This window comes from Ruegeria sp. BI12 (genome assembly GCF_056537985.1).
Genome location: NZ_JBQFSL010000001.1, coordinates 807,922 through 824,918 on the forward strand (window position 1 = coordinate 807,922; position 16,997 = coordinate 824,918).

At 57.8% G+C, this 16,997-nt stretch carries 18 protein-coding genes; 6 read left to right on the forward strand and 12 right to left on the reverse strand.

From position 1 onward, the window contains the following. Nucleotides 1–207 precede the first annotated feature (207 nt). Nucleotides 208–576: a MerR family transcriptional regulator gene (locus ACR0AK_RS04210; protein ID WP_170560897.1), complete on the reverse strand. Its 369-nt coding sequence runs from the start codon at nt 574–576 to the stop codon at nt 208–210. 117 nt (nt 577–693) lie between these two features. Between ACR0AK_RS04210 and ACR0AK_RS04215 the strand changes: the two genes are divergently transcribed. Genes ACR0AK_RS04215 through ACR0AK_RS04225 form a run of 3 tightly spaced genes read left to right on the forward strand, consistent with a single transcriptional unit; the run spans nt 694 to nt 2,954 of the window. Beyond that, the gene (locus ACR0AK_RS04215; RefSeq protein WP_480792466.1) at nt 694–1,113 is read left to right on the forward strand and encodes a PaaI family thioesterase; all 420 of its coding nucleotides are present in this window, start codon (nt 694–696) and stop codon (nt 1,111–1,113) included. Then, a complete protein-coding gene (locus tag ACR0AK_RS04220; protein WP_480792467.1) occupies nt 1,113–1,631 on the forward strand; it encodes a PaaI family thioesterase in 519 nt (172 codons plus the stop codon). The genes ACR0AK_RS04215 and ACR0AK_RS04220 overlap by 1 nt, the downstream gene beginning before the upstream one ends. A 6-nt stretch (nt 1,632–1,637) precedes the next feature. Further along, complete coding sequence (locus ACR0AK_RS04225) at nt 1,638–2,954, forward strand: MATE family efflux transporter (protein ID WP_480792468.1); 1,317 nt, start codon at nt 1,638–1,640, stop codon at nt 2,952–2,954. On the opposite strand, the gene arsC is transcribed toward ACR0AK_RS04225, so the two are convergent. Genes arsC through ACR0AK_RS04245 form a run of 4 tightly spaced genes read right to left on the reverse strand, consistent with a single transcriptional unit; the run spans nt 2,951 to nt 5,110 of the window. Beyond that, on the reverse strand, nt 2,951–3,292 hold the full coding sequence (gene arsC / locus ACR0AK_RS04230; RefSeq protein ID WP_480792469.1) for an arsenate reductase (glutaredoxin): 342 nt from the start codon (nt 3,290–3,292) through the stop codon (nt 2,951–2,953). The genes ACR0AK_RS04225 and arsC overlap by 4 nt on opposite strands. Next, nucleotides 3,289–4,347 carry a quinone-dependent dihydroorotate dehydrogenase gene (locus ACR0AK_RS04235; RefSeq protein ID WP_480792470.1) on the reverse strand — a complete coding sequence of 353 codons (1,059 nt, stop codon included), beginning with the start codon at nt 4,345–4,347 and terminating at the stop codon, nt 3,289–3,291. Before ACR0AK_RS04235 ends, arsC begins: the two co-directional genes overlap by 4 nt. Further along, nucleotides 4,344–4,775 carry a DUF1330 domain-containing protein gene (locus tag ACR0AK_RS04240; protein WP_480792471.1) on the reverse strand — a complete coding sequence of 144 codons (432 nt, stop codon included), beginning with the start codon at nt 4,773–4,775 and terminating at the stop codon, nt 4,344–4,346. The genes ACR0AK_RS04235 and ACR0AK_RS04240 overlap by 4 nt, the downstream gene beginning before the upstream one ends. Next, nucleotides 4,772–5,110: a DUF952 domain-containing protein gene (locus ACR0AK_RS04245; protein ID WP_480792472.1), complete on the reverse strand. Its 339-nt coding sequence runs from the start codon at nt 5,108–5,110 to the stop codon at nt 4,772–4,774. The genes ACR0AK_RS04240 and ACR0AK_RS04245 overlap by 4 nt, the downstream gene beginning before the upstream one ends. Before the next feature lie 108 nt (nt 5,111–5,218). Here ACR0AK_RS04245 and ACR0AK_RS04250 point away from each other — a divergent pair, with 108 nt between their 5' ends. The 3 genes from ACR0AK_RS04250 to mnmH all read left to right on the forward strand — a co-directional run bounded on the left by ACR0AK_RS04250 (nt 5,219) and on the right by mnmH (nt 8,696). Next, nucleotides 5,219–6,796 (forward strand): bifunctional metallophosphatase/5'-nucleotidase, encoded by a 1,578-nt coding sequence (locus ACR0AK_RS04250; protein ID WP_480792473.1) that lies wholly within the window; start codon nt 5,219–5,221, stop codon nt 6,794–6,796. Between the two features lie 139 nt (nt 6,797–6,935). Continuing rightward, nucleotides 6,936–7,601 carry an SOS response-associated peptidase gene (locus tag ACR0AK_RS04255; protein WP_480792474.1) on the forward strand — a complete coding sequence of 222 codons (666 nt, stop codon included), beginning with the start codon at nt 6,936–6,938 and terminating at the stop codon, nt 7,599–7,601. Nucleotides 7,602–7,643: 42 nt separating this feature from the next. Continuing rightward, nucleotides 7,644–8,696 (forward strand): tRNA 2-selenouridine(34) synthase MnmH, encoded by a 1,053-nt coding sequence (gene mnmH / locus ACR0AK_RS04260; protein WP_480792475.1) that lies wholly within the window; start codon nt 7,644–7,646, stop codon nt 8,694–8,696. Here mnmH and selD read toward each other — a convergent pair. The 7 genes from selD to ACR0AK_RS04295 are packed head-to-tail and all read right to left on the reverse strand — an operon-like array spanning nt 8,687 to nt 16,779. Beyond that, nucleotides 8,687–10,846 (reverse strand): selenide, water dikinase SelD, encoded by a 2,160-nt coding sequence (gene selD, locus ACR0AK_RS04265; protein ID WP_480792476.1) that lies wholly within the window; start codon nt 10,844–10,846, stop codon nt 8,687–8,689. The two genes, mnmH and selD, sit on opposite strands and share 10 nt — an antisense overlap. A 5-nt stretch (nt 10,847–10,851) precedes the next feature. Next, a complete protein-coding gene (locus tag ACR0AK_RS04270) occupies nt 10,852–11,238 on the reverse strand; it encodes a Na+/H+ antiporter subunit G (RefSeq protein WP_480792477.1) in 387 nt (128 codons plus the stop codon). 7 nt (nt 11,239–11,245) lie between these two features. Continuing rightward, entirely contained in the window at nt 11,246–11,515 is a 270-nt protein-coding gene (locus tag ACR0AK_RS04275) for a K+/H+ antiporter subunit F (protein ID WP_170560884.1), read from the reverse strand. Further along, a complete protein-coding gene (locus ACR0AK_RS04280; protein ID WP_480792478.1) occupies nt 11,512–12,012 on the reverse strand; it encodes a Na+/H+ antiporter subunit E in 501 nt (166 codons plus the stop codon). The genes ACR0AK_RS04275 and ACR0AK_RS04280 overlap by 4 nt, the downstream gene beginning before the upstream one ends. Next, nucleotides 12,009–13,553 carry a monovalent cation/H+ antiporter subunit D gene (locus tag ACR0AK_RS04285; RefSeq protein WP_480792479.1) on the reverse strand — a complete coding sequence of 515 codons (1,545 nt, stop codon included), beginning with the start codon at nt 13,551–13,553 and terminating at the stop codon, nt 12,009–12,011. Before ACR0AK_RS04285 ends, ACR0AK_RS04280 begins: the two co-directional genes overlap by 4 nt. Then, nucleotides 13,550–13,909 (reverse strand): Na+/H+ antiporter subunit C, encoded by a 360-nt coding sequence (locus tag ACR0AK_RS04290; RefSeq protein ID WP_480792480.1) that lies wholly within the window; start codon nt 13,907–13,909, stop codon nt 13,550–13,552. Before ACR0AK_RS04290 ends, ACR0AK_RS04285 begins: the two co-directional genes overlap by 4 nt. Next, nucleotides 13,909–16,779, reverse strand: coding sequence for a monovalent cation/H+ antiporter subunit A (locus ACR0AK_RS04295; protein ID WP_480792481.1), 2,871 nt, complete (start codon nt 16,777–16,779; stop codon nt 13,909–13,911). Before ACR0AK_RS04295 ends, ACR0AK_RS04290 begins: the two co-directional genes overlap by 1 nt. Between the last annotated feature and the right edge of the window lie 218 nt (nt 16,780–16,997).

Below are 16,997 nucleotides of genomic sequence, written 5' to 3' on the forward strand. Positions count from 1 at the left end.
CGTTCACGTAATGTGAACGCTGCGTCACAAAATAAGTTTACGTAACTTCCGCATGCGTCAAGTCGCGGATTGCTGACTTTTTAGCGTTTAACGTAACGGAATTTGGATGTGTCAAACTCGAAGGTGCAGCCCGGCACGCACTAAGGTGCGCCCGGAAATTGCGGAGCTCGCGTCATTTTTTGGGTGTGCGACGGCACGCCGGCGGAATCACTTGAGTGATTTGGCCGTCTGGTCGCGCATCTGGGTCAGGGCATCAATTGCCTCATCCAGTTGCTGCTTTTGCTGGTTCAGTTCGACGATCTGCTTGTCGGCGACGTCGACAAAAGCACGCATCTGAACCTCGTTGCCCTCGTTTTCATAGATCAACAGCCACTGGCGGATATCTTCCAGCGAGAACCCATATTTGCGGCCACGCAGGATCAAAGTCATGCGTGCGCATTCCCGCGGACCATAATATCGCGACCTGCCTTCTCGGTCAGGTTGCAGCAATTCGATGTATTCATAGTAGCGCAGGGTACGCGGAGTCACATCGAACTCGGTGCACATCTCTTTGAATGACAAACGGTTGTCGGACATTCCTGATCTCCTCTGGCGCAGACTATGTTTTGTCAGCGGCAAGCGCAACCGGCGGGCTTGCTCTTTTGGCGGACACGGGCTCATAAAGGGATAAACCAAAAGAACGGATTCAAGTACATGGTCGACAAAGCCGCAATTGCGCGCCAGTTCATCGAGGCGATCCCGCATGCAAAGGCGCTGGGTCTTAAACTGACCTCAATCGGAAATGGCGAAGCGGGTATAACAATGCCCTACAGCAAAGAGCTTGTTGGCGATCCGCGCACCGGGGTGATCCATGGCGGCGCCGTTTTCGCTGCGTTGGATACCTGCTGTGGCGCCGCTGTCATGAGTCATCCGTCAGCTCCCGGCGGTACGGCGACGATTGACCTCAGGATCGACTACATGCGGGCCGCAACACCAGGGCAGACCATTACAACCCAGGCGACCTGCTATCATATTACGCGGAACGTCGCCTTTGTCCGCGCTACGGCGATGGACGAAGACCAAGGTCTTCCAGTGGCCACGGCTGCAGGGTCATTCACAGTGGAGGGTCTGTAATGGCGCGTTCTCGTCCCGAACCCGTCCAGGTCGTGAAACAGCGCCGGGATGCGGCACTGAATGCGATTGTCGATGGTGTGCCTTACATCCGGTTCCTCGACATCGGCTTTGACCGCCGCGGTGATGAGCTGACCGGTGTGCTGAACTTCGACAAGAAGCTGATCGGTAACCCGTTACTGCCCGCGTTGCACGGCGGTGTCACAGCGGCGTTTCTGGAAGTCACGGCCGTCATTACCCTTAGCTGGGATTTCTTGTTGCCGAAGATCGAAAGCGGAGAGCTGGATGCTAGCGATATCGCTGATTACGAAAAGGTACGCTTTCCAAAAACTGTCGATTTTACCGTTGATTACCTGCGGTCTGGTCTGCCGCGGGACGCCTATGCACGCGCGTTCATCAGCCGGTCGGGACGTCGGTATGCCTCGGTTCGGGTTGAGGCTTGGCAGGACAATCACGCGCGGCTTTTTGCACAGGCTTCGGGGCATTTCCTGATGCCGCAACCCAACGCAGACGGAAAATAACCCGCAATGCAGGACACTTCGGCACCCATTACGCATAAGCGGGTGCTCAGGATTGCAGCTCCGATTGTGCTGTCCAATGCAACGGTCCCAATCCTGGGGGCGGTGGACACCGGTGTTGTGGGGCAGTTGGGGCAAGCAGCTCCAATCGGTGCCGTTGGCATGGGCGCTGTTATTCTGGCCACGATCTACTGGGTGTTTGGTTTCCTGCGTATGGGAACAACAGGTCTGGCGGCTCAGGCGCGCGGTGCAGGGGACACGGCGGAAACCGGCGCCTTGTTGATGCGTGGGTTATTGCTGGGCGGCGTGGCGGGTCTGTTCTTTATCCTGACACAGGTCTGGGTGTTCTGGGGGGCATTCGCCCTGTCGCCGGCCAGCCCAGAAGTTGAGTCGTTGACCCATGCCTATCTGGAAATCCGTATCTGGGGGGCTCCGGCGACGATTGCGTTATATGCCGTGACCGGTTGGTTGATCGCGGTTGAACGCACGCGCGGAGTGTTCGTTCTGCAGGTCTGGATGAATGGGCTGAACATCGTTCTGGACCTGTGGTTTGTTCTGGGCCTTGGCTGGGGTGTCGAAGGTGTGGCCATCGCCACGCTGATCGCTGAATGGACCGGACTGGCGCTGGGTCTATGGTTGTGCCGCGACGCGTTTGCAGGAAATCAATGGCGGGACTGGCCGAGAATATTCGACGCCACGCGTCTGCGCAGGATGATGCAGGTGAATGGCGATATTATGGTTCGCTCAGTTTTGTTGACCGGGGCGTTCACCACCTTCCTGTTTGTCGGGTCAGACTTGGGCGACGTCAATCTGGCGGCCAATCAGGTGCTGCTGCAATTCCTTGAGATCACCGCGTTTGCTTTGGATGGTTTCGCCTTTTCTGCAGAGGCACTGGTGGGCAGTGCGGTCGGGGCGCGAGACCGCGCTCAGGTCCGGCGCGCGTCGATCATGGCCTCGCAATGGGGCGTTGGCGGTGCCTTTGCACTGGGTCTGATCTTCTTTTTCGCGGGGCCCGCGCTGATTGATCTGATGTCGACTGCGCCCGAAGTGAGGGTGGCCGCGCGCGAATTCCTGTTCTGGGCCGCGCTTGCGCCGGTGATCGGCGTGGCAAGCTGGATGTTCGACGGCATCTATATCGGTGCCACGTGGACGCGCGCCATGCGGCAGGCGATGATACAATCGGTCGCGATCTATGTGGTCGCCCTGTTCCTGCTGGTGCCTGCCTTTGGCAACCACGGTCTATGGGCTGCGCTGATGGTTCTGAACATCGCACGGGGGCTTACGCTTGGGTGGCGTTACCGCAAGCTGGAAATGCAAATCGCCTAAAGCAGTGACAGCAGGTTTTCGGGCGGACGACCAATAGCGGCCTTATTGCTGGCCACGGCCAAAGGGCGTTCGATCAGGATGGGGTTTTCCGCCATGGCTTGAAACAAGTCATCGTCTGGTGTCGTTTTCGTCAGGCCCAGTTCTTTAAAGCGCTTTTCGCCCGTCCGCATCATCTCGATGGCCGGAATTCCCAATTGGGACAGCACGGCGCGCAACTCTTCGACTGACGGCGCATCCTCCAGATAATTTCGAACCTCGACCGTTGCACCGTTTTTTTCCAGCAATGCAAGTCCGGCGCGGGATTTCGAACAGCGCGGGTTGTGCCAATACTTGATCACAGCCAGTCCTCTCGTTTGCTGCCAACGGCCTGATCGACCGACGTGAAACCGTCCTGCCTCAGCAGGTCATCCAGGCCTTGGGCAATCTCTGCTGCCAGCGAAATGCCGCCGTAGACCATAGCTGTATAGAACTGTACGGCTGAAGCCCCGGCGCAAATTTTGGCATATGCCTGCTTTGCTGACCCGATCCCGCCAACGCCGATCAGCGGGATTTTCCCATCGGTCAGTTGGCTGAGCCGCGCCAGCACGTGGGTTGATTTCTGGAACACAGGTGCGCCGGACAGCCCGCCCGCTTGGCCCTTGTGGGCACTGCGCAGGCCGTCGCGCGACAGGGTGGTGTTGGTTGCAATCACCGCATCGACGCCGGTTTCGCGGGCTACTTCGGCGATGTCCTGCAATTCGGTCTCGGTCAGGTCGGGGGCAATCTTTAGAAAGATCGGCAGAGGACGGGGCAGAGCGTCGCGGGTTTCAATCACGCCGCTTAACAGAGCAGATAGCGCTGCTTTGCCCTGCAGATCCCGCAGCTTTTCCGTATTCGGGGATGAGACATTGACGGTTGCAAAATCCAAATGCGCGGCGCAATGAGACAGAACTTTTGCAAAATCACCTGCGCGGTCATCACTGTCCTTGTTGGCACCCAGGTTCAGGCCGATCACCGCGTCCTTTGGACGGTCAGCCAAACGGCGGGCCATGACCTCCATGCCTTCGTTGTTGAAACCGAACCGGTTGATGGCGGCCATGTCTTCGGTCAGGCGGAACAGGCGGGGTTTTGGATTACCGGGCTGTGGGCGCGGTGTCACGGCGCCAACCTCGATAAACCCAAACCCGGCGCGGGACAGCGGCGTAAGAACCTCGCCGTTCTTATCAAACCCAGCGGCCAGTCCCACAGGGTTTGGCAAATCCAGTCCCGCAACTTGAGTGCGCAGCCGAGGCGACGTCACAGGACCCGGGGCAGGAGCCAAACCGGCTTTTAGCGCCTTGATCGACAGGCTGTGTGCGGTCTCAGGATCCAAGCGGTGCAGGGCTGCCAGGCCCAGTTTTTCCGTCAGTTTCATCCGAATGCCTCTCCGACTTGGGCAGGGGCGCATCTTATGAGCCGAGAGGTCACGACCGCGGCTTGCCGGTGCACGACGGCTTTTTGATATGCAGGGTCTGTCACCATTTCCAAGAACGCGTTCGCAGAGGGGTATCGGGCGATGAACACTGCGTCCCAGTCTTCGTTCTGCGGGCCGATCAGCGTTGTTTCAAACTCGCCGCGCCATAGTATCGAGGCACCAAGGCGCGCAATGATCGGTGCTGTTTCCGAGCCGTAGTTGCGATAGGCCTGCGCGCCGGTCAGGCCGGCGTCGGCAAGTTTGTGCCCTGCGGGATACGCGGCATCGTCACGAAACTTAACAAGGTTCAGCATTTCGATCGGGTGGTTCCGATCGAGGTCCTTGAAGGCCTCAAACTGGGCACGCTCCGGATCGACAAAATCGGTCATTTCATTTCCTTCGGAAATTGGTGAACCGTTCCATCAAAGGGGAGGGGGTGCGACCAAACGATATCGCTCATACGAATCTGCCGGTAGAGATGTGGGAACAACGCGTCACCGCGTGAGACTTCCCATTTCAGGTCGTCGCCCATCGCATCAACGTCACAAGCCAGCAGGGTCAAACCTTCGACACCGGCGAAATGTTTGGCGGCTGTTTCTGCGGCCTGTTCGGCGGTTGAGAAATGGACATATCCGTCAGTGACATCAATTGGCGCGCCATCCGATGCACCTTGCGCCTGTAACGTGGCCCATTCGTCGGCCCTAAAAATTTTGTAAATCAGCATGCGGTCGTGATGCACCGGGCCTCGGGTAGAATCAAGCCGGATTTCCCCCTTTGACTCTCGGCGTCGCGCGTCGCAACATCTCCGCAATTAACAATAGGGAGTTAAACTATGCTCACCCGTCTTTTGACATCTGCCGCCGCGCTCAGCCTGACCGCAGGCATGGCATTTGCCGAGTACAAACTGACGATTCTGCACACCAACGATTTCCACTCGCGTTTTGAGCCGATCAACAAATACGACAGCGGTTGCGGTGATGAAGACAATGCCGAAGGCAAGTGCTTTGGCGGTTCCGCGCGCTTGGTCACTGCGGTCGAGGAGGCACGTGGCCGTGCCGAAAACTCGATTCTGGTTGATGGCGGAGACCAGTTTCAGGGATCGCTGTTCTATACTTATTACAAGGGCAAGGTCGCGGCCGAGTTTATGAACAAGCTGGGCTATAACGCGATGACAGTGGGTAACCACGAATTCGACGACGGCCCCGAGGTTCTGCGCGGCTTTGTTGACTCGGTCGATTTCCCTGTTCTGATGTCCAATGCGGATATTGCGGACGAAGAGTTGCTGACCGACAAAATCAAGAAATCGACCGTGATCGAAGTTGGCGGCGAAAAGATCGGCCTGATCGGCCTGACACCTATCGACACTGATGAGCTTGCCTCGCCCGGTCCGAATATCTCGTTCTCGGACCCGGTGCCTGCGGTTCAGGCTGAGGTGGATAAGCTGACCGGTGAAGGCGTCAACAAGATCATCGTTCTCAGCCACTCGGGCTACGGTGTGGATCAGCGCGTTGCGCAGGAAACCACCGGAGTTGACGTGATCGTAGGTGGCCACTCGAACACATACCTGTCGAACACCTCGGACAAGGCCGCTGGCCCGTACCCGACCGTGGTAAACGGCGTGCAGATCGTTCAGGCCTATGCCTACGGCAAATTTCTGGGTGAGCTGAATGTGACCTTTGACGATGACGGCAACGTGGTCGAGGCCGCTGGCGAGCCGCTGATCATGGACAACACCGTCACCGAGGATCAGGCCGCGCTGGATCGTATTGCCGAGCTGGCCGTGCCATTGGATGAAATCCGCAACAAAGTGGTTGCAAACTCTGCCGATGCCATCGAAGGCGACCGCGCTGTTTGTCGTGTTCAGGAATGCCAGATGGGCAACCTTGTGGCCGACGCAATGTTGGCACGCGTCGCGGATCAGGGCGTTAAGATTGCGATTGCCAACTCGGGTGGTCTGCGGGCTTCGATCGATCCGGGCGACGTGACCATGGGCGAAGTGCTGACCGTGCTGCCGTTCCAGAACACGCTGTCGACCTTTGAGATAAGCGGCCAGGGCGTCATCGATGCGCTGGAAAACGGCGTCAGCCAGGTGGAAGAGGTCAAAGGCCGCTTTCCGCAGGTTGCTGGCCTGACCTTCACCTGGGACCCGGCCGTTGCGCCGAACGAAGGGCGTATCGCTGAGGTCATGGTTGCCGACGGAGACGGGTTTGTTCCCATCGATCCGGCCGCGACTTATCTGGTGGTCACCAACAACTATGTCCGCAATGGCGGTGACGGCTACAAGATGTTCTCGGGCGACGACAAGAACGCCTATGACTTTGGCCCCGATTTGGCAGATGTAACGGCGGAATACCTGGCCGAAAACGCGCCTTACACGCCCTATCTGGATGGGCGGATCAAGCAGAAGTAAATCTGCTTCGATAAACAAACAAAAGGCCGCGTTTGACGCGGCCTTTTCAGTCTTATGGTCAGAAACGGCTTGGTGGCGCTCCACTCGGTGTCGGCAAAAAAGTCATTAACCTACAGTTTCTGAAGAAGGGGCAAGGCCTATGTGCGGACGGTTTGCCGTAACACTTCCCAACGATGCGATGGCGCAGCTTTTTTCGGCGCGCCCGGCTAACACTTTGCCACCGGTCCCGAATTTCAACGTCTGCCCGACCAATCAAGTGCACGTGGTGCGCGCGGGCGAAAACGGACGCACGCTCGACCCGCTGCGCTGGGGGTTTTTACCCCATTGGTACAAGGCCGAAAACGCGGGGCCTTTGCTGATCAATGCCCGGGCTGAAACGCTGGCTGAAAAGCCCGCCTTTCGCGCTGCATGCCGGGAACGCCGCTGTCTGATCGCCGCTACAGGGTTTTATGAATGGACCAAGACGGAACAGGGGGAAAGGTTGCCGTGGTATATTTTCCGAAAGGACGGTGCACCGATTGCCTTTGCCGGCGTCTGGCAGGATTGGGGTCCTGAGGAGGCGCGGCAGGGTACTTGCGCCATCGTGACAACAGCCGCCAACCGAAACCTCAGCACGATCCACCACCGCATGCCTTTGATTCTGGAACCCGATGACTGGCCGCTGTGGCTGGGTGAGGCCGGAAAAGGTGCGGCGCGTCTGATGCAGCCGGGGGCCGAGGATATCCTCAGCTATCATCGGGTCGATCCGGCCGTGAATTCTAACCGCGCCAGCGGGCCGGCGTTGATTGAACGGTTCGAAACCTAGGTCCGACTTTCCATTCTCAGCTTTGCGGGATAGACCTCTGACATGGTTCTGAAATTCGACAGCCTGCCCAATCTCTATGCGCATGAATTCGATACGGTGATCGACGTGCGCAGCCCGGCGGAATTTGCCGAGGACCATCTTCCCGGCGCCATTAGCCTTCCCGTTTTGGACAACGAGGAACGCGCCCGTGTCGGCACGATCTATGTTCAGGAAAGCCCATTTTTGGCGCGCAAACTCGGGGCTGCACTCGTGTTTCGAAATGCAGCCAATCACATCGAGAACAGCCTGTCTCATCACGAAGGCGGGTGGCGGCCGCTGGTGTATTGCTGGCGTGGCGGTCAAAGATCAGGGTCATTCACCTGGATGTTGCAACAGATCGGCTGGCGGGCCGAAGTGGTCGAAGGTGGCTATCGAACTTATCGCCGGTTAGTGAATCGGTATCTTTATGATGACCCGCTACCGCATCATCTAATCGCGTTGGACGGATATACCGGCACGGCTAAGACCGAATTGTTAGCGCGCCTTGTCGCACGTGGCGTACAGGTTCTGGATCTGGAAGGATTGGCTAACCATCGCGGATCCTTACTGGGTGAAATGCCCGGCGGCCAACCCAGCCAAAAAGCGTTCGAGTCCGCGCTTGCTGCTGCGCTTTGCCTTCTGGACACGTCGCGCCCGGTGTTGGTCGAGGCAGAGTCTTCGAAAATCGGGTCCTTGATCCTGCCGCCAACGTTATGGACGGCCTTACGCCAAGCCCCGCGCATTCAGATTACGGCGTCCATTCAGGCACGTTCGGATTATTTGGTGTCCGCTTATGACGACGTTCTGTCGGATTATGAACGCCTCCGTGATCGCCTGTCGCCGCTGCGGTTTCATCGCGGGCATGATGTGGTGGATGGTTGGCTTGACCTGATTGATGCGGGCGACAAACGGGGACTTACTCAAGCGCTGATTGAACAGCATTATGACCCTGCATACTCAAAATCCAGCCGCGTGCGCACGGCGGACGTCATCGCAAATGTCCATGCACCAACGCTGGATGAAGCCGGTTTGACCCAAACTGCCGCGCAGATCGAAGCCATTTTGGGTCAGCTTTGAATGTTAAGCCCCGGTGCTTCGGTCATGTACCCAATGATTGCGGCCGGATATCCTGCCTCGCGCAACGCTTCGCAAATAGTCTGTCCTTGATCCACCGGGATCGCGGCCAATAGGCCCCCAGCGGTCTGCGGGTCGAAAAGCAGGTCGGCTTTGCCGCCCGTTGGCAACTCGGGTGTAATTGCGCGATTGTCATCAAACAGGGTTGACCGGACGCCTCGGGCAGCCAGTTCTATTGCGCCATCCATTGCCGGAACCGCCTCAAGGTTCAGAGTAGCACCACACCCCGAGGCTTCGGTAATACCCAATAGATGCCCCGCAAGACCAAAGCCTGTGACATCGGTCATTGCATGCGCGCCAGCCAAAATCTCAGAGGCTTTGCCTTGTGGCTGAACCATCTGTGCAAGAGCCGCCGAAACCCATTCACCTCTGGCTGCGCCCGCCATCTCTGCTGCCATCAGAACGCCGCTGCCCAATGGTTTAGATAGGATCAATGCATCACCGGGCCGCGCGCCGGCCAGAGTGATCGGTTCGGCGTCGCACAGGCCAGTTAGGGTGAAGCCAATCGTCATCTCGTCACCCATCGAACTGTGGCCGCCGACGATCTCAGCCCCTGCATCGCGGATGACGTCGCTTGCTGTTGCCATAACCTCGGTCATGGTGCGACGCTGCAGGGTTGGCGACATGCGGGGCAGGATGATCGTTGCCGTGGCAGCCTGAGGTTGGGCGCCCATCGCCCAGATGTCGCCAAGGGCGTGAACCGCGGCTATTCGGGTCATCAGGACAGGATCGTCGAGGAAGCTGCGCAAATGGTCCGAGGTCATGACCTGCCGCGTGCCTCCGGTCTGCAACAGGGCGGCATCATCGCCGGGCAGGGGTGTGACATCTGCACGAATGGGGGCGGGCAGGTCGGCAAGCGCAGTTTGCAGCGCGCCGCGCCCGACTTTGGCACCGCAGCCGCCGCACATGGGTTTTTCACCTAAGGCTTGGGTAAGACCGGCCGCGTGGTCGCGGGGCAACGCCGGTGGTTTCATCTGCGGCAGGTCGCGGAACTTGTTCATAAAGTTCTGGTCAATGTGGTTTTTCCATTTCCACATCAACGACCCGCTGAACGAGGTTCCCAACCGCTCTCCCAGCGCGGACTTGCCGCCCAGCGAGATCAGCTTGAGATAATCCTTTTGCGGCTCATACCGTCGCAGGTCACCGGACCCCAAAGCTGCCCTTAAGTTATCAAACAATACAGGGGCCTCACGCACGGCATAAACACCTGCTTTGGGGCGGGGGTTTTCGTTCAGATGTGCGCAGTCACCGGCGGCAAAAATGGACGGATCGCTGGATTGCAATTGCGCGTTTACACGTATGAAGCCGCCCTGAAGGTCCAGCCCCGTGTTGGCGATCCAGTCATAGGGTTTCGCACCGGCGGCACCGGTCACAAAGCTTGCCGGGATTTGGCGGCCATCCTCAAGCGCAACGTGGTCCTGAGCGATCAGAGAAACGGATGCCTGTTCGATAACTTCTATGCCCAGATCAGCCATCGCCTTGCGAACGATCACTGCAGACTTGGGATGCGTTGCTGTCAGAGCTTGCGCATTGTCAATAAGGGTCAGTTGCGCGGTGCGGCCTTTGCTACGCAGCGCAAACGCCATGGCCATGATAAGCTCGGCCCCGGCCACACCGCCGCCGATCACAGCAACCGAGGCGTCGCCTGGTCCCCCCAGATATTCGGCCCATTTGGCAGCGAATGTACCCAGTGGCTTTGCCGGAACGGCATGTTCGGAAAAACCGGGTAGGGCGGGCATGTCCGAGGTGATCCCCACATTGACTGACGCAACATCAAATGCCACTGGCGGACGGTTTGGCACATGAACCTCGCGCCGGTCAGTGTCGATGCCGGATACCGCACCCAGAATGACCCGCGCACCGGCAAAGCGGGCAAGCCTGACCAAATCAATGTCTAGCTCCTCACGCAGATAATGCCCGGCGGCAAAGCCCGGCAGCATCCCTGAATATGGCGCGGTGGGGCCGGGGTTGATCACCGTAACCCGCGCGCCGGGCAGGGGGTTCATCCCCCACTTGCGCAGCAACAACGCATGGGTGTGGCCCCCGCCAATGAGAACCAGATCGCGGGTTAATGGTAGCGGTGGGTGGTGCATTAAATTCAGGACTTACTGTGTTCAGGGACGTCTTCGACCTGCTCAACCGCGTGCGTGGCCCAAAGCTCATCCTCGCCTGCGTCCGGCAGATCGTTGGGCTTTTCATGACGGTGAATGTGCCATTTGGCAATGAACAGGGCCGTGATCGGAGCGGTCAGGAACAAAAACAGAGTGATCAGAAGCTCGTGCAGCGACAGATGCTCTTCTATCAGTATCGAGTGGCAGATCGATGCCAGCAACACGCCCCCCACGCCCAGCGTCGTCGCCTTGGTGGGCGCATGCAGGCGGGACATCGGGTCTTTCAGCTTGATCATCCCGTATGAGCCGACAAAGCCGAATATGCCTGAGACGACCAGGAAGAAGGCGATCAGTATTTCGAAGATGAAACCCATGATGCCCTCACTCGATAATATTGCCGCGCAGCATGAACCGCGCGTAGGCAACTGTTGAGACAAAACCCAGCATGGCGATGATCATGGCGGATTCGAAGAAGATTTCGGTTCCCAATTGCAGGCCGTACAGGATCATCAGGGCGATCGTGTTGATGACCATCGTATCCAGCGCAAGAACTCTGGTGCCGACGCCGTCAGCGGTGATGATGCGCCAGAGGCACATCATGACGGCCGCCCCGAAACATGCAAAGGCAAAAAAGATCGCATAATAGATCATTCGAAAATCTCCTTCAGGCGACGTTCGTAACGGCTTTTGATTTGATCTCGCACGGCGTCAGGGTCGGGTGCATCCAGACAATGCACCAGCAGGTTATGTCCTTGCGCAGACAGATCGCTGCTGACGGTGCCGGGTGTCATGGTGATTGTACCTGCCAGCACCGTGATCGCCTCGGGGGTGCGCAATTCCAGCGGGACACAGATCCAGGCCGGCTGACGATCTGCGTCGCGTTTGAAGAGGATGATGCGGGCGACAGTGACGTTGGCGACAACGATGTCCCACAGTACGACCAGAATGTATTCGACGACCATGGGCCAGTTGCGCAGCTTTGGACGATCAGGCCAGTAAGGCTGCGTGATGAAGGGGATGATGATGCCTAGGATCAGACCGAATACCACAGAATTCAGCGTCAGATTGTTGGCCAGTAAGACCCAAACGACCGTCAAAAGAAAGGTCAGATGCGGGTGGGGGAATATCCGGTGCAGAAGTCTGATCATGCGTCGCCTCCCAAAACGGCTGCGATGTAGTTCTCGGGTGTGAACAATTGTTCGGCCGTCTTATTGGTATACTCCAGCGCAGGTCCGGCAAACAGGGTCAGCAGCACAAGGCCCATCGCCATTGCGAATACGGCGGTGAAGGCCAGTCCGGGGTTTGGCTCGGGCGCAGGAGTGTGCGGGGTGTCTTCTTCGTTTTCCGGGTCCATTTCAGTGTTGTGCTGAGCATCGTGGCTTTTCCAGAAGATCAAGGAGCCTGCCCGGGCAAGACCCACGATTGTGACGAAGGATCCGATCAGGATTACGGCCCAGATGGCGTTTGCATCCGGCGCGTCGCGGGCCGCATCCAAAACCAAAAGCTTGCCGATGAAACCCGACAGCGGCGGCATGCCCGCAAGCGCTATGGCGCCCACGAAGAACAGCGATGAGATCAGACCCGATTGCGGCATCGGCGCAGTTGGAGCAATCGCCCCGCCGCGACGCTCCATCACCAGATCGGCAACAAGGAACATGAGCGCGGTCGCCAGGGTCGAATGATAGACATAGTACAACGCAGCGGCTGTCGCCGTTTCAGTGAACAACGAGATCGCAATCAGCAAGGTTCCCATCGAGGTGATGGCACAGAACGCGACCATTCGTGCGATATGCTGAGCGCCCAGAATGCCGATGGCACCGACGGCCAACGTCACCAATGCGGCAGGTTGCAGCCATGCGCCGACGAGACCCTGCGTTGCCTCAACTTCGGGCCCGAAGCCCAGCGTGTACATCCGCAGGATCGAGTAGGCACCGACCTTGGTCATGATCGCAAACAGGGCGGCGACGGGTAGCGGCGCGCTGGCATAGCTCGCTGGCAACCAGAAATGCAGCGGAAGTACGGCGGCCTTAATACAGAACACCAGCAGCAGCAAAACCGCACCAACCCGCAGCAGGGCTGTGTCATCTGCTGGCAGTTCGGCCACGCGCAGCGCCATATCCGCCATGTTCAACGTCCCGGTCACGGCGTAAAGCGTGCCCAAAGCAAACAGGAACAGGGTGGAACCAAGCAGGTTATAAACCACGTATTGCACCCCGGCTTTAAGCCGCACCGCGCCGCCGCCATGTGTCATCAGACCGTAAGAGGCAATCAGCAGAACTTCGAAGAACACGAACAGGTTGAAGGCATCGCCGGTCAGGAATGCGCCGCAGACGCCCATCAGCTGAAAATGGAATAGGGCATGAAAGTGCTTGCCCCTCTCGTCCCAGCCGGATGCGATGGCGTAGAGCACGATGGGCAACGCTAATAACGCCGTAAGAAGCACCATCATGGCCGACAGGCGGTCCAGCACCAGAACGATACCAAAGGGCGCGGGCCAGTTGCCCAGCTCATAGACCTGAATATCACCACCTGACGCCTGTGCGGTGATGGTCAGGGCAATACCCAGCAGGGCCACCACACCGGCGACCGAAAAGATGCGCTGCAGGTCCAGGTGAAATCGCAGGACCATGATGATAAACGGGGCCAGTATCGCGGGCAGGACGATCGGCGCAACGATCCAGTGGTTCATGCGTCTTCTCCCGGCGCGTCCACGCTGTCCTGCGCGGTCATGTCGATATGGTCATCCTTCGAGGACAGGTAGGCGCTGAGTGCGATCATCACGATCACCGCGGTCATCCCGAACGAAATCACGATAGCCGTCAGCACCAATGCCTGCGGCAGCGGATCAGTATATGGCACTTCTTCGTATTTGTTCAGAACGGCAGGCGCATCCAAAGCCAGACGGCCGGTTGCGAACAGGAATACGTTCACGGCGTAGGTCAGCAGGGAAAGACCCAGAATGACAGGGAAGGTCCGGCGGCGCAGGATCAGGAAAATCCCCGCAGCAGTCATGACACCAACAGCAGAGGCTACGAGCGCTTCCATCAGCTCTGCTCCTTTTCTTGATCTTCTTCTGGTCGATCGTCCCGCAATGGGTTGATGTCCATCGGGAACTCCTGCGCCATGCCCGGCTGCCACGCAAAGCGTGACAAGCTGTCCAACGCCAGCATCACCGCACCCAAGACCGCCAGGAAGACACCGGTGTCAAACAGGATGGCGGTGGCCCATTCGAACTCTTCCAGCGGGGGCCAGTGGATATAGCCAAAATCGCTGGTCAGGAATGGCCGCTCGTTGAACCAAGCACCCAGCCCTGTAGCCGCAGCAATCAGAACGCCCCAGCCGATAGAGCCATGGTAGTAGAACCTCTGGCGTTCGATGGCCCAGGTATAGCCGCTGGCCATGTATTGCATCAGGAAGGCGATTGCGACGACCAAACCGGCGATAAAACCGCCGCCTGGCTGATTGTGCCCGCGGAAAAAGATATAGGCCCCGACCATCAGCGCGATAGGCATCATCATCCGGGTCACTACCACCATCATTAATGGGTGCGAGTCCCCCGATTGCGGCCAATGCGGTTTCCGGTTCAGCAGATAGCCACGGACATTGGTGCCCAGAACGGCTTCGGTCAGGGCAAAGATGATCAGCGCGGCAATGCCCAGAACAATGATTTCGCCGAAGGTATCAAAACCCCTGAAGTCTACGAGGATGACGTTGACCACATTGGTGCCGCCACCGCCTTTGTAGGAATTTGCCAGATGGAATTCCGAGATTGTCGGAAAGGCAAAGTCCCGTAGCAACAGCGCATAGATCAGAGCCCCCGATCCGATGCCAGCAACGACCGAGATCGCCGCGTCGCGCCACCGCCGTGCGGCGCTGCTGTCCCAGGGAGTATCCGTGGGTAGGAAGTTCAGCGACAGCAGCAGCAGGATCATCGTGACCACTTCGACCGAGATCTGTGTAAGTGCCAGATCTGGGGCAGACAAATAGTTGAAGGCCATTGAGACGATCAGACCCACAACACCGATCAGCACCAGCGATAACAGGCGATTACGGTGGAACCACATGATTGCCAGTGTCGCACCGACAAGGCAGATCCACCCGATCAACGGAATGATCTGAATGGGCAACGCCTCACGTGTCTCGGGACCAATCGTGCCGCTGGTATAAGCATAGTACCCAAGGCCGATCGTGAAGGCGATCATGATGACTGCATAGCGGCTGAGGACGCCGTTATGCAGCGTGTCGGTGACCACTTGGCTGATCTTTGTCAGTGTCGCTATCACCGCGTCAAAGATCACCTTGGCCTCGGGTCTTGGAAGTGCATTCCACAGTTTTTCTTCATGCTTGTGTAAGCTCAGCAGGAACAGACCGCCAAGCGTCGCGACCACCGACATGTACAGAGCAGGCGTGAAGCCGTGCCACAGTTTTAGCGAATAGTACGGCAGCTTTTCACCGCCGATGACCGCGCTGGATACGACCGCAACCAATGGGCCCACGATGGCGGCAGAGTTCAATCCGATCAGCACCACCAAGACTACGAGGAATGCAGGGGCCAGCCACAACCCGACAGGCGGGTCATGCGGGTGCGCTGGATAATCATGACGCTCGGGGCCCATGAACACGTGACTGACAAAGCGGAATGAATAGGCCGCTGAAAACAGCGCGGCCAGCAATGCCAGCCCCGGGACCAGGTAGTGAGAGTGCATCCACGTCGTGTGCACTGTCTCTTCCAGCATCATTTCTTTGGACAGGAATCCGTTCAGGGGCGGTATGCCCGCCATCGACAGCGCAGCGATTGTTCCAATCGTAAAGGTGATCGGCATCAGATGACGCAGGCCGCCCAAACGTTTGATATCACGCGTCCCGGTTTCGTGATCCACGATCCCTGCGGTCATGAACAGCGCACACTTGAAAGTCGCGTGGTTGATTATGTGGAAAATCGCTGCGACGACAGCGATCTTTGTGCCAAAGCCCAGCAACATGGTGACCAGCCCCAGATGCGACACGGTCGAGAATGCCAGCAATGCCTTCAGATCATCCTTGAACAGCGCAATCACCGCGCCGATCAGCATGGTAATAAGTCCAGTTGTTGCAACAATGTAGAACCAGGCGTCTGTGCCTGCCAAAACCGGCCACATCCGGGCCATCAGGAACAACCCGGCTTTTACCATCGTGGCCGAGTGCAGATAGGCCGAAACGGGCGTCGGAGCGGCCATTGCGTGGGGCAGCCAGAAATGAAACGGGAACTGCGCTGATTTTGTGAAGCACCCCAGAAGGATCAGGATCAGTGCAGGCAGGTAATAGGGCGAGGTTTGGATCAGCTCTTTATTTTGCAGGATAACGCTCAGATCATATGACCCAACGATGTTACCCAGGATCAGCATCCCGGCAATCATGGCCAACCCGCCAGAGCCCGTCACCGCAAGCGCCATCCGCGCACCTTGGCGTCCTTCGGGCAGATGTTTCCAATACCCGATTAACAGGAATGAACTGAGTGACGTAAGTTCCCAGAAAATTAGCAAAAGCAGTATGTTGTCCGATAGAACAATCCCGACCATTGCGCCCTGAAACAACAAAAGATAAGTGTAGAACTGCCCCATCGGGTCTTCGCGCGAAAGGTAAAATCGCGCGTAAAGGATGATCAGCAATCCGATCCCAAGGATCAGCAGGGCGAATAAAAAACCCAGCCCGTCCAGCATGAAATTAGCGTTCAAGCCAAGTGCGGGTATCCACTCGAACCGGGCGGTCACTACATCGCCTCGCATCACCGACGGAATGTGGATCAACAGACCCATCAGCGCCAGAAATGTCGTCAACCCAGCAGCGGAAGCCGCTGCATTTCGTCCTGCCCTGATCAGAAGGGCTGGAAAAACAGCGCCGAGAAAAGGAAGGGCCGCGATGAGGAATAGGGACAAGTGCGATACTCCGTTCTTGGCGGTCAAGTGGTACTGATTTTGTACGGATAATTTTCTTACTGTCCAGCTAATACAATTTTTTGCCGCGCTCCGTTGGGATGGGCCGCGGTGTTTTTCAGCAAATAGATGACGTGAACTTGAACTGCCCAAACAATTTCAGCGCGGATTCCAATTCTGCGCTGTGATAGAAACGCCATGTCAGGTCAGGAGGGTGCGAC